Annotated in this window: 9 protein-coding genes; 6 read left to right on the top strand and 3 right to left on the bottom strand. The window is 69.1% G+C overall.

From position 1 onward, the window contains the following. Positions 1 to 35: 35 nt before the first annotated feature. Positions 36 to 1,541 carry an aspartate kinase gene (locus tag CWS50_RS00870; RefSeq protein WP_127841281.1) on the top strand — a complete coding sequence of 502 codons (1,506 nt, stop codon included), beginning with the start codon at positions 36 to 38 and terminating at the stop codon, positions 1,539 to 1,541. A 146-nt stretch (positions 1,542 to 1,687) separates the two neighbouring features. After that, positions 1,688 to 2,776, top strand: coding sequence for an aspartate-semialdehyde dehydrogenase (locus tag CWS50_RS00875; protein ID WP_127841282.1), 1,089 nt, complete (start codon positions 1,688 to 1,690; stop codon positions 2,774 to 2,776). Between the two features lie 53 nt (positions 2,777 to 2,829). Here CWS50_RS00875 and CWS50_RS00880 read toward each other — a convergent pair whose 3' ends face one another. After that, positions 2,830 to 4,155: an NtaA/DmoA family FMN-dependent monooxygenase gene (locus CWS50_RS00880; RefSeq protein ID WP_127841283.1), complete on the bottom strand. Its 1,326-nt coding sequence runs from the start codon at positions 4,153 to 4,155 to the stop codon at positions 2,830 to 2,832. Between the two features lie 26 nt (positions 4,156 to 4,181). Then, complete coding sequence (locus CWS50_RS00885) at positions 4,182 to 4,679, bottom strand: flavin reductase family protein (protein WP_206610433.1); 498 nt, start codon at positions 4,677 to 4,679, stop codon at positions 4,182 to 4,184. 90 nt (positions 4,680 to 4,769) lie between these two features. On the opposite strand from CWS50_RS00885, the gene CWS50_RS00890 reads away from it, so the two are divergent. The 4 genes from CWS50_RS00890 to gadC all read left to right on the top strand — a co-directional run bounded on the left by CWS50_RS00890 (position 4,770) and on the right by gadC (position 9,516). Then, on the top strand, positions 4,770 to 5,504 hold the full coding sequence (locus tag CWS50_RS00890) for a TetR/AcrR family transcriptional regulator (protein WP_127841284.1): 735 nt from the start codon (positions 4,770 to 4,772) through the stop codon (positions 5,502 to 5,504). 86 nt (positions 5,505 to 5,590) lie between these two features. Beyond that, positions 5,591 to 5,992 (top strand): thioredoxin family protein, encoded by a 402-nt coding sequence (locus tag CWS50_RS00895; RefSeq protein ID WP_127841285.1) that lies wholly within the window; start codon positions 5,591 to 5,593, stop codon positions 5,990 to 5,992. A gap of 410 nt (positions 5,993 to 6,402) precedes the next feature. Beyond that, a complete protein-coding gene (gene gad, locus CWS50_RS00900; protein WP_127841286.1) occupies positions 6,403 to 7,809 on the top strand; it encodes a glutamate decarboxylase in 1,407 nt (468 codons plus the stop codon). 9 nt (positions 7,810 to 7,818) lie between these two features. Beyond that, positions 7,819 to 9,516: a glutamate/gamma-aminobutyrate antiporter GadC gene (gene gadC / locus CWS50_RS00905; RefSeq protein WP_206610434.1), complete on the top strand. Its 1,698-nt coding sequence runs from the start codon at positions 7,819 to 7,821 to the stop codon at positions 9,514 to 9,516. Between the two features lie 525 nt (positions 9,517 to 10,041). On the opposite strand, the gene CWS50_RS00910 is transcribed toward gadC, so the two are convergent. Continuing rightward, positions 10,042 to 12,543, bottom strand: coding sequence for a DUF7926 domain-containing protein (locus CWS50_RS00910; protein ID WP_243118387.1), 2,502 nt, complete (start codon positions 12,541 to 12,543; stop codon positions 10,042 to 10,044). Between the last annotated feature and the right edge of the window lie 111 nt (positions 12,544 to 12,654).

Raw genomic sequence — 12,654 nt, forward strand, 5'->3', positions numbered from 1 at the left:
GCGCAGGTGGTACCGGACCCGAGGAGCAGCCCAGCATGGCACTGGTCGTCCAGAAGTACGGCGGATCGTCCGTCAGCGACATTGAGGCGATGCGCCGTGTCGCCAGGCGCGTGGTCGCCACGCGTGAGGCAGGGAACACCGTCGTCGTCGTGGTCTCTGCCATGGGTGACACCACCGACGAGCTGCTCGACATGGCCGGTGCCCTGACCACGAGCCCCTCGGCCCGTGAGATGGACATCCTGCTCAGCGCGGGCGAGCGTATCTCCATGGCCCTGCTGGCCATGGCGGTGGGGGAGCTGGGCGTGCCCGCCCAGGCCTACACCGGCGCCCAGGCTGGGGTCCTCACCGACTCCAGGTACGGCCGGGCCTCGATCGTGGGCGTCCTGCCCGAGCGTGTCGCCCGTGCGGTCCAGGCCGGCGCCGTGGCCATCGTGGCGGGCTTCCAGGGGATCAACGAGGTCGAGGACGTCACCACCCTGGGCCGTGGTGGCTCCGACACCACGGCCGTGGCCCTGGCGGCAGCCCTCAACGCCGACGTGTGCGAGATCTACACCGACGTGGACGGCCTGTTCACCGCCGACCCGCGCATCGTGCCCACAGCCAGGCGCATCGAGGCGCTGTCCAGCGAGGAGACCCTGGAGCTGGCCGCCCACGGCGCCAAGATCCTCCACCTGCGGGCCGTGGAGTACGCCCGCCGCTTCGGGGTGCCCCTTCACGTGCGCTCCTCCTTCTCGGACAGGACCGGCACCTGGATCTACGACGGCACCCGCCGCGACGTCTTTGTGCCTCCCATGGTCGCCGCCGGGCTCGACGACGTCGTGGCTGCAGACGCAGCGGCTCCGGCGGACTCGACGGCTCTAGCAGCAGGCTCAGCCGCTGGCGGCCCTGTCCCGGCTACCCGCTCCGGCCGCCCGGTCCTGGACGAGGCCCCCACCGCTGACGTCGTCGACACCGCCCACCGCCACGCCATCGCCACCAGGGCACAGGCCCGCCCCCGCCCGTCCGCCAAGGAGGACCCCGTGGAAGCCCCCGTCATCTCCGGTATCGCCCACGACCGCAGCCAGGACAAGATCACCCTGGTGGGTGTGCCCGACGTCCCCGGCGCGGCCGCCCGCATCTTCGCCATCGTCGCCGGCGCAGGCACCAACATCGACATGATCGTCCAGGACGTCTCCGCCGAGGGCACCGGGCTGACCAACATCTCTTTCACCTGCCCCGACGGTGACTCCGCCTCGGCGCGCGCGGCCCTGGAGGCCGCCCAGGCCGAGCTGGGCTTCAGGTCCCTGCACTTCGACCCCAGGATCGGCAAGCTCTCCCTGGTGGGAGCGGGCATGCGCTCCCACCCGGGGGTCTCAGCCCGGTTCTTCAGCGCGCTCAGCGAGGCGGGCATCAACATCCACATGATCTCCACCTCCGAGATCCGCCTGTCAGTCGTGGTGGATGACGGCGTCCTCGACGAGGCCGTGCGCGCCGTCCACTCCGCCTTCGGCCTGGACGCCGAGGACACCGAGGCCGTCGTGTACGGGGGCACCGGCCGGTGAGGCGGACCCTGCCTGCCGCACGCAGACCGCCGCACCCAGTCTCTGCGCCCGGCCTCTGCGCCGCCTCTGTGCCCGGCCTCCATCGCCTCGACGGCGCACCCCGCTACGCTCGGTGACCACCAGCCAGCACACCCAGGAGCACACCCATGACCAGCACCACCAGTCCCGTCAACACCTACGTCGGCCCGGCTGACGGCCTCGTCCTCGCCGTGGTCGGAGCCACCGGCCAGGTGGGGCGGGTCATGCTCGCCATGCTGGAGGAGCGCGGCTTCCCGGCCCGTGGCGTGCGCTTCTTCTCCTCCGCCCGTTCCGCCGGGACGGTCGTGGGCTTCCGGGGCGCGCAGGTGGAGGTCGAGGACGTCGCCACCGCTGACCTCAGCGGTATCGACGTGGCGATCTTCTCCGCAGGTGCTGCTGCCTCGCGTGAGCACGCCCCGCGCTTCGCGGCCGCAGGCGCCGTCGTGGTGGACAACTCCTCGGCCTGGCGGCGTGATCCCCAGGTGCCACTCGTCGTCAGCGAGGTCAACCCCCACGACCTGGGGGAGCGGCCCAAGGGCATCATCGCCAACCCTAACTGCACCACCATGGCGGCCATGCCCGCGCTCGCGGTCCTGCACCAGGAGGCCGGGCTCACCCGCCTGGTGGTCTCCACCTACCAGGCCGTCTCCGGCTCGGGGCGGGCAGGTGTGGCCGAGCTGGCCAGCCAGGTGCGCGCCGCCGTCAGCCAGGACCTGGAGGGCCTGGCTCTGGACGGGGGTGCCGTGGAGCTCCCCGACCCGGAGGTCTACGTGGACACGATCGCCTTCAACGCGGTGGCGTGGGCGGGCAACGACGCGGGTGACGGCTCCGGGGAGACCGACGAGGAGCAGAAGCTGCGCCACGAGTCCCGCAAGATCCTGGGTATCCCCGAGCTGCTGGTCGCGGGCACCTGCGTGCGCGTCCCCGTGCTCAGCGGACACGGGCTGAGCGTGACCGCCGAGTTCGAGCGTGAGATCACGCCCCAGCGTGCCCGCGAGCTGCTGGAGGCAGCCCCGGGTGTCACCGTCGAGGACGTACCCAGCCCGCTGAGGGCGACGGGCCGGGACGGGACCTTCGTGGGACGCATCCGCGCCGACCAGTCCTGCGCCCCGGGGCGTGGCCTGCAGATGTTTGTCGTGGGTGACAACCTGCGTAAGGGGGCCGCCCTTAACGCCGTCGAGCTCGCCGAGCTGGTCGTGGACGAGATGAGGGTCTGAGAGAGCCCGGCCTCAGCCGCTCCGTGCGGCGCCCCGGACTAGGGCGCCTCCTGTCAGACGCGCGGGTCCAGGCCGTACTGGGCGGGTGCCCCCAGGTGCTCACGCAGCGTGGTCCCCTGGTACTCCTCGTGGAATAGTCCGCGCTCACGCAGGATCGGGACCACCTCGTCGACAAAGGTGTCGATCCCGTCCTCGTTGACGTCGGGTGACACCCAGAACCCGTCGCAGGCTCCGGCCTCGAACCACTCCTGCAGGTGGTCGGCGACCACGGAGGGTGGCCCGACCGGGGTCGGGTGGTAGTCGATGATCCCGTGGGCCAGGATGTCCCGAATGGTCCAGCCCTGCCGGGCCACCGCCAGGGCACGCTGGGAGCGCGGGTCGAAGCCGCTGGGCCGGGCGTCGGCCAGCTCGGCGTCGGTCAGGGGCCGGTCAACCTGCTCCGGCTCCAGGGGCAGCCCCAGCATGGCACCCAGGTAGGGGACCCGGCGGGGGGCGCTGACCTCGTCCAGGTGGCGCCTGCGGGCCAGCGCCTCCTCCACGGTGCTGCCGATCAGGGGCATGACTCCGGCGAAGAACTTGACCTCGTCAGGGTTGCGACCGTACTGGTGCGCGGCCTGCCGGGCAGCCCGACGCTGTGCCCGGGCGTCCTCGACAGTGAAGGCTGCCCCGATGACCCCGCTGGCGTAGCGTCCGGCGATGGTCAGGCCGTACTCCCCGCCCCCGGCGGAGAAGATGACCGGCTGGCCCTGCTCAGACGGCGGGATGGGAAGCGGCCCTTGCGAGGCAACGTGCTCCCCGCGCAGGCCGACCGGGCGGACCTGGTCCAGGTCGACGAAGCGGCCGGAGTCCTTGTCCCGGGTCCAGGCCTCCTCGCCCCAGCTGCCCCACAGGGCCTGGACGGCCTGGATCACCTCGTGCGCCCGGCCGTAGCGCACGGGGCGCTCGGCGATAGTCTGCCCGAAGTTGGCGGCGGCGGCCGGGTCCGCGGTGGTCACCGCGTTCCAGCCGAAGCGGCCGTGGGTGGTGACGTCAAGCGCCTTGTACTGGCGGGCGATGTTGTAGGGCTCGTTGAAGGTGGTGGTGCCAGTGGCGACGAACCCGATTCGTGAGGTCTCTCGGGCCAAGGCCGCGACCGTGACCACCGGGTCGATGGTGGCCTGGGGGATGCCCTCGCCCATGGAGGGTGTGATCGCGAGGTTGTCCGGCAGGAAGAGGAAGTCGATGGTGCCGCGCTCTGCGGCCCGGGCGTAGCGGACCTGTGCCTCAATGTCGGTGTAGGCGGCTGGGTCCACGCCGGGGGCGCGCCAGGCGTTGGCCTGGGAGCCGTAGCCGGTGCCCAGGTGCATGCCGAGGATCATCTGTCGTGCGGTCGTGGTCATGGTGCTCCTGCGGTGCGGGTCGGTGTTCAGGCTGCCAGGTGGTGCAGCCCACGTGCGTAGAAGATGAGGGGGTCGACGTCCCCGTCCTGGTCGATCGCCAGGACGCGCATGAGGGCGATGTCGTGGTCCCCGGCCTCAATAACCCTCTCCGGTGCCACGCTCAGGGTGACGGGAGACCCCAAGAGGGAGGCGTCGTCGTCACGCAGCGCACACTCCAGCCCGGTGAACCGTTGGGCGCTGGGGCCAGCCAGTTGCGACACCAGCGCGCTGTGCTCGGCACCCAGGACGCTGATGCGCAGGAGGGGGGCCTGGCGCAGGCGCGGCCAGGTGGTGGAGGTCCGGGCGAAGGAGACCGACACCAGCGGTGGCTCCAGCGACACCGAGGTAAAGGAGCTGGCCAGCATGCCGGCGGGGGCTCCGTCGTCGTCCAGGGCGGTGACCAGCACGATTCCGGTGGGATAGCTGGACAGTGCCCGGCGCAGGGCCTGGGGTGTGAGGGGGGCGGCGGGACGTGGCGGCATCATGGGGCTCCGTTCGCCTACGATGGGTGAGTGTCTCCGCAGCAAACAATATGGAGAGACTCTCCGTTTATCAATGAAGCAGGAGTGTGATCCATGTCTGATCCGGCCCGGCTGGGTGCGCACGCGGTGTCCGGGAGCGGGCGACGTCGCGTGCGTGCTGACGCGCGGCGGAACCGGGAGAAGATCCTTGCCGTGGCCGAGCAGGTCTTTGCCCGGGAGGGGCTTGAGGCCCCGATGGACGTCATCGCCAAGGGCGCCGGGGTGGGGGCGGGGACTCTCTACCGCCACTTTCCCACCAGGCAGGACCTGCTGAGCGAGGTTCTGGGCGCCCGGTTCACCGACCTGACGCGCAGGCGCCAGGAGATTGAGGCCGCAGCCGGGTCCTCCGGGGAGGCCCTGGAGCAGTGGCTGGAGGCGGTCGGGGAGTGGATGCGCGCCTATGACGGTCTGCCGGGGCCGCTGCGGGACGCCTACGTCAGCGGCTCGTCCCCGTTGTCCCCCACCTGCGAGGAGGTTATCGAGACGACAAGAGGGTTCCTGGAGGCGGCGCAGCGTGACGGCATGGCGCGTGCCGACGTCGATGCGGCGACGCTCTACCAGGCTGCGCTGGCGTCTGCCTGGGTCGCCGGAGCGGTGGAGGGCGCCCAGAAGAGTGGCGAGGACGGCGCTGCGCGCGGTGACGCGACGGTCGGGCGGTGCGACACGGCCGGGCAGGGGCGTGGCGCTGGGGGTGGCAGGGCTTCCGGGAACGGGAGGGCCGCAGAAGGGGCGGCGGCCCAGCATCGCCTCGTCTCACTCATGAGGCGGGGGTGGCAGGAGGCCCGGTAGCGAGGTCGGGACGCCGGGCCTGTGGAATAGGCTGCCAGCAGGTGATGTTGCGCCAGTCAGAGGAACGCGACCAGAAAGGTTCTCCTATGGCTACCACGAACATCACCGGCGCTGACTTCAAGGACACCATCCACGGTGAGGGCATCACCCTGGTGGACTTCTGGGCGTCCTGGTGCGGTCCGTGCATGCGGTTCGGCCCCGTTTACGAGAAGGCCTCGGAGGCCAACCCGGACATCACCTTCGCCAAGGTGGACACTGAGGCGGAGCAGGGGCTGGCCTCGGCCCTGGGGATCTCCTCTATCCCGACTCTCATGGTCTTCCGTGACGACGTGCTGGTCTACCGGGAGGCCGGTGCCCTGCCCGCCTCCGCCCTGGACGCTCTCATCACCCAGGTGCGTGAGCTGGACATGGAGGAGGTCAAGGCCAAGATCGCTGAGGCTGAGAAGTCTGAGGCCAGCGAGGGGGTGAGGGCGTCCCAGGAGGCCTGATCCAGGTCTAGGGCACAGCCCCGAACCTGTAGCAGCGGCCGCTGCCGTGCCGATGTCGTCGGACGGCAGCGGCCGCTGCCGTGCCGATGTCGTCGGACGGCAGCGGCCGCTGCGTCGTGTCCGGGCTGGTCTGGCCGCACCTGCCCCCTCTGCTGCACATCTTCGGACGGTCCCGGCGGGTTGGGTGCTGGCGTGTTGGTGTTGTGGCGCGGGTGCCGGGCTGAGTCAGGTGGAGGGGCGGAGCTGAAGATGTGCAGCAGGGGTGAAGAATGTGGAGCGAATGTCGCACCTGACTTTCGGGACAGCTGAGTAGATTGCAAGTTCTGGTTTATCCCCGCGTGCGGCTGGCGCCCGGCGCGCTGTGGTGATATCCCATAGACAATTGTCGTCTACCGAGAGGAGAACCCGACATGTCACGGCTATCAAATGAAGACTCTTCTGCCCCGGATCTTGGTAGTAGCGAGCTCAATCCACTTTTCGCCAGACCTGGTGAGGCCTACGACCTGCCGAAGTTCCGCTTCCCCAGCTCGGAGGTGCTTCCTGAGACCGCATACCAGGTGGTCCACGACGAGGCGATGCTTGACGGCAACGCCCGCCTCAACCTCGCCACGTTCGTCAGCACGTGGATGGACGACCACGCTGGCCGCCTCTACCTGGAGGCGGCCGACAAGAACATGATCGACAAGGACGAGTACCCCCGGACGGCCGAGATCGAGACGCGCTGCTGGACGATGCTCGCCGACCTGTGGCACGCTCCGGACCCGAGGCACGCTATCGGCACCTCGACGATCGGCTCCTCGGAGGCCTGCATGCTCGGTGGCCTCGCTCTCAAGCGCCGGTGGTGCAAGGCCCGCCAGGCCGCTGGCAGGCCGACGGACAGGCCCAACCTCGTCATGTCCAGCGCCGTGCAGGTGTGCTGGGAGAAGTTCTGCCGCTACTGGGACGTCGAGCCGCGCCTCGTGCCAATCAGCGAGGACCACAAGGTCCTCGACGGGTACCGGCTCGAGGACTATGTTGACGAGAACACCATCGGCGTCGTCGCGATCATGGGCGTCACCTACACCGGGATGTACGAGCCGGTCGCCAAGATAGCTCGGGAACTGGACGCCATCCAGGAGCGCACAGGGCTGGATGTCCCCATTCACGTTGACGGCGCCTCCGGAGGTATGATTGCTCCCTTCGTACAACCAGACCTGGAATGGGATTTCCGTATTAACCGGGTTGCGTCTATCAGTACTTCTGGGCATAAGTATGGGCTTGTGTATCCCGGTGTCGGATGGGTTGTGTGGCGTGACGAGGCCGCCTTGCCCGAGGAGCTGATCTTCGAGGTGTCCTATCTCGGGGGCCAGATGCCCACCTTTGCGCTCAACTTCTCTCGACCCGGGGCGCAGGTGCTTCTCCAGTACTACATGTTCCTTCGGCTCGGGTTCGACGGCTACCGCAGGGTGCAGTCCAACAGCCGCGACGTCGCCCGCTACCTGGCCGGGGAGATCGCGAGGATGGGTCCCTTTGAGCTGTGGAACGACGGCTCCGACATCCCGGTGTTCGCCTGGCGGCTGCGCGCCGACCACACGGACCGGTGGAACCTCTACGACCTCTCCGACCGGCTGCGCATGAAGGGCTGGCTGGTGCCCGCCTACCCGATGCCCGATGACCTCACCGACGTCACCGTGCAGCGCATCGTGGTGCGTAACGGTCTCAGCCACGACCTGGCCGGTGCCCTCCTTGAGGACATGCGCGCTGAGGTCACCTACCTCGACCGGCTCGACAGGCCTCTGCCCCACGAGTCGGACCACCCTGCCGCCTTCCACCACTAGGGGGTTACCATGTCCAGTACAACTGGCTTCTCTGTCAATGCCTTCGACGCGGCCCCCAACGGCGCGCGCGGCACCGCCCCTGGCGGCGCCCGCCACACGGCTGCCGCGTCGGCCAGCGCCGCCGCAGGGCGTCGGCGACATCAGGACGGTGGGGGTGCGCCGGGCGGCGAGGCTGCTGCGGCCCCGGCCCGCCAGCCTGCCAGCATGTCCGTGTTCAACCTGGCCATGCTCACCGTGGTGGCGGTCGCCTCGCTGCGCTCACTTCCGGCCATGGCCGGCTACGGACTCGCCTCGGTGGTGCTCTACGTCATCCCGGCGGTCTTCTTCCTGGTGCCCACGGCCCTGGTGGCTGCCGAGCTTGCCACCGGGTGGAAGGGCGGCGTGTTTGTCTGGGTGCGTGAGGCCTTTGGCCAGCGCTGGGGCTTTGTGGCCATCTGGCTGCAGTGGGTGCAGAACGTCGTGTGGTACCCCACGCAGATCGCCTTCATCGCCGTGAGCCTGTCCTATGTGATCAACCGTGGCTGGCTGGCCAGCAACGGCGTCTACGTGGCTGGTGTCATCATCGTCCTCTACTGGCTCTCCACCCTCATCACACTGGCTGGCGGCAACCTGTTTGCCAAGGTGGGGTCGTGGAGCGGCATCGTGGGTACTCTTCTGCCCGCAGTGCTCCTGGTGGTCTTTGGCGCTGCCTGGCTGGTGACTGGGACGCCCTCCCAGGCGCCGTTGACGGCGTCGGCCGTGCTCCCGCCCTGGACGGGTCTGGCCTCTATCGTGCTCATCGTGTCCAACGTGCTCGCCTACGCGGGCATGGAGGTCAACGCCGTCCACGCCAACGACCTGGCCGATCCTGGGCGCGGCTACCCCCGCTCAGTGCTGGCCTCTGCGGCCCTGATCCTCACCATCTTCATCCTGCCCACCCTGGCGATCGCCGTCGCCGTCCCCCAGGGGCGCCTGGGGGTGGTGGACGGTATCAACCTGGCCTTCCAGACCTTCTTCGACCACTGGCACATGGGCTGGGGGACCCCTGTGGTCTCCCTGCTCATCGCCCTGGGCGCCTTCGCCTCCGTGGTCACCTGGATCGCGGGTCCCTCCAAGGGTCTGCTGGCCGCCGCCCGCACAGGGCTGCTGCCCCCGCTGCTGCAGGAGCGCAACCGGGCGGGGGTGCAGCGCTCGATCCTCGTGCTGCAGGGGGTCGTCGTGACGGTCCTGGCGCTGCTGTTCGTGGTCATCCCCAATGGCAACACCGCCTTCGTCACACTGATCGACATGGCCGCAGCGCTCTACCTCATCATGTACATGATGCTGTTCGCGGCTGCCATCCGCCTGCGTACCACTCGTCCGCAGGTGCGGCGCACCTACCGCACGCCCGCGATGAGGCTGGTGGCTGGCATCGGGTTCGTGGCATGCGCGGTGGCGTTCGTGCTGTCGTTCGTCCGCCCGTCCGGGTTCACGGGCCTGAGCACCGTGGGCTACGCCCTCGTGGTGGGACTGGTGATCGTGGTCCTGGGCCTGCCTCCGCTGGTCTTCTACGCGCTGCGCCGACCCGGCTGGCAGCTGGAGCCTGATCACGCCACGGGCGACGCCGTCCTGGTCAACCCGCCGCTGGTGCACACCAGCCAGGCTGGAGATGACACCTCCGCGCGCCACCACGGGAGGCGAGCAGTGCCCCGGCGGTCAACAGGCCGCCACCTGGAGCGCACCTCGTAGCGTCCTCGCCCTGGCCTGCTGCGGCTGAGCCGACGGCCAGGCTGTGAGGGAGAGGAGGTGTGAGGGACGAGTCCCGCTGTCGTTGTCATACGGCAGCGGGACTCGCCTGTTGTGGTCAGCGCTGCGCGCCTGGGGTGGCAGGGAGGGGCGGGGGCCTTGCAGATTCTGAGCTGGGCCAAGGGTCTTCCACTGCCGTTGAGTATCCGGGTCAGTCGCTGTGGGGCCAGGCCTGCGTGAGTGGGGTGATCTGTGGAGGACTGTTGTCCTGGGCGGAGGCGTGCTGCTGGCAGCACTCAAGGCTTGGTGGCTCAGAGATGCTGGAGTCACCTGCTTTCTTCCTGGTTGTTGTCCTCCCGAGGTGCCTGCTGCTTGCGTGCAGATCGCCAGCTGGATGAGGAAACGGTGCGTCCGGGGGTGTGGAGGCGAGGGAGAGCACGGAGGAGTGCACTGGGGGTCGGCTCGGTGGAGCCGACCCCCAGTCTGGTGTCGCCCTGCCTGCCGGCGCCAGTGCCGACGACAGCCCTCCTAGCCGCGACGACGGGCGATCAGCAGCGCACTACCTGCTCCCAGGCCCAGCAGCGCGACAAGAGCGATGCCGATAGTCGCCCCGGTGCGTGCGAGCGTCCCGGTCCTGCGCGGCGCGGAACCTGCCGGGTTGTTGTCCGGTGTCTCTGACGCCTCTGGCGACCCGCCCGCAGCGCCACCTGGGGCTGACGTCGAAAGCGTCTCAGTGGTCACCGGCTCGCTGGGCTCAGGGGTCCCGGTTGCGGGGTCGGTGGGTGTCCCGCTGGGCTCAGGGGTCCCGGTTGCGGGGTCGGTGGGTGTCCCGCTGGGCTCAGGGGTCCCGGTTGCGGGGTCGGTGGGTGTCCCGCTGGGCTCAGGGGTCCCGGTTGCGGGGTCGGTGGGTGTCCCGCTGGGCTCAGGGGTCTCGGTTGCGGGGTCGGTGGGTGTCTCGCTGGGCTCAGGGGTCTCGGTTGCGGGGTCGGTGGGTGTCTCGCTGGGCTCAGGGGTCTCGGTTGCGGGGTCGGTGGGTGTCTCGCTGGGCTCAGGGGTCTCGGTTGCGGGGTCGGTGGGTGTCTCGCTGGGCTCAGGGGTCTCGGTTGCGGGGTCGGTGGGTGTCTCGCTGGGCTCAGGGGTCTCCTCTGGTGCGTAGGTGTTGGTGAAGGTGGCGGTTGCTGTCTGGTCGGCGGTGGTGATGGTGATGGTCTGTGGCTCGGGCGGGGTGAGGGTGTAGCCGTCCTCCTGGGCGGCGTCGGTGTCCTCGTTGATGGTGCACTGGGTGCCCTCAGGCAGGGCGATGTCGGCGTCTACAGCGGTCCCGTCGCCGGTGGCGGTGAGGGTGCCGGTGGTGGAGTCGGCGTCGTCGCAGGTGTAGGTGAAGGTGAACTCCTTGGAGCTCAGGTCCTCAGCGCCCTCGACGGTCTTGGCCACCGAGAACGACCCCACCGGAGTCTCCGCCTCCTCTGCGGTGTTCCTCAGGGTGACGGCCGTGGAGGTCTGGTCGGCGACCGTGAGCGAGGTCGTCGTCTCACCGCCCACAGTAAAGACCGGGGTGCCCCACGTCGCGCCCTCAGGCGTGGTGGAGGCTGTCGTGGGGTCCTCGCTCAGGGTGAGGACCGTGCCGGCCGGGAAGGTCCCGTTGTAGGTGGTGATCGCCCCGAGGGTCACCTCCATCGTCGTCGTCCCGCCAGTGCGGTCGGCACGGACCTCACCGGGTGCGGTCCAGCCCTCGTAGGTGTCCACTGTGGCACCCCCCGGCAGCGTGTAGTCGATGCCGACGGTAAAGGTGGTTCCCTCTGGGACGCGGGGTGCAGCCTCACCCGAGAGGAGCTTGGTGATGTTGAGGCCGCCGAACCCGGCCTCCATGGAAACGTCGATAGTGAAGGACCTCGTGTAGTAGACGAGGTAGCTGGTCTCGCTGGTGCTGCCCACCAGTGTCGCGTTGTTCTCGTACTCGACCCCGGGCTGGATCGTCTGGTTGTCCGTCGTCGGGACGGAGGAGTAGTACACGACGTAGTTGGTGTTCGGGGCGAAGGGGCCGGTGACCCGGATCGTGGCCTCGTCCCCGTTAAGAGTCACCTCCAGGTCAAAGTTGCCCTGAGAGGTGTCGTGGTCCGTCCCGGAGGCGTCGGTGACCGTTCCTACCGCAGTGTCGCGGTCGGCGCTCTGGCCGATGTCCAGCGTCCACGTGCTGAGGTCGGTGCTGTAGGTCTGGCCGGGGGTGAGGCGGTCAGTGATGGTGATGGTGGAGACGGTCTGCCCGTCCACCGTGATCGGGTTCCCGCCAGCGGCCAGGGCCTCGGTGATGGCCGGGGTGCCGAAGTTGAGCTCCCAGTCAACGGCGGACGAGGTGGAGCTGAGTGGGAAGGCCCACTTGCGCAAGGACTCGGGGGAGTAGCTGCCACCGGTGTACTCACCGATCTGTCCCCCCGGGATGTCAACTGCGGTCACGGTCCCGTTGGCACTGATGTCAACGGTGCTGGAGTCGGTTGCCTGCACGGCGGTGACAAGCGCCGATCCGCTGCCATTCAGGCCGCTGAATCCCTGGCCGACCAGTGTGTCGAGCTCCCCGTTAAAGGTGCAGGTAATGGTGCGCTGGTCCAGCTCGCAGGTACCGATCGTGGTCTGGGTGCCGTTGTAGGTGACGGCGAGGGGCTGGGAGAGGGGGAACTCCCGGTTCTGGAGCTCCTCGGGAAGCTCGATGGAGAAGGAGTCGCCGCTCTTGGCGTTCGCGCCACGGGCGTCCCAGGTGAAGGACAGGCGCAAGGTGTCGCCCACGGCGACGTCGGTGTCATCGGGGTCGTCCTGCCCGGTGGCGCTGGACTTCACCAGTGTCAGGTCGCTGACGACGATGTCGGTGTTGGGTGCCGCCTGGGCGGTGGTAGGCAGCACCGTGCCCAGCAGGGCGCCGGTGAGCGACAGCAGCATTGCGAGCACTGCTGCGATGTGGGCCTGGCTGACGGCCCTGCTGCGGTGCGCGGGTGCGGTGAGCGGCATGGTGGTCCTCTCGGGGGTGCGGGCAGACACGGCAGGGTGCATAACTGGCCGCACCCGTGTCTTAGCCGGTCCGAACAATACCGGGGAGGCAACGTAGCACCGTGCTAGGTAAGTACTCAATGAGAATGAGGGAACGTCAGT

The sequence above is a fragment of the Actinomyces wuliandei genome (genome assembly GCF_004010955.1).
Lineage (GTDB): Bacteria > Actinomycetota > Actinomycetes > Actinomycetales > Actinomycetaceae > Actinomyces > Actinomyces wuliandei.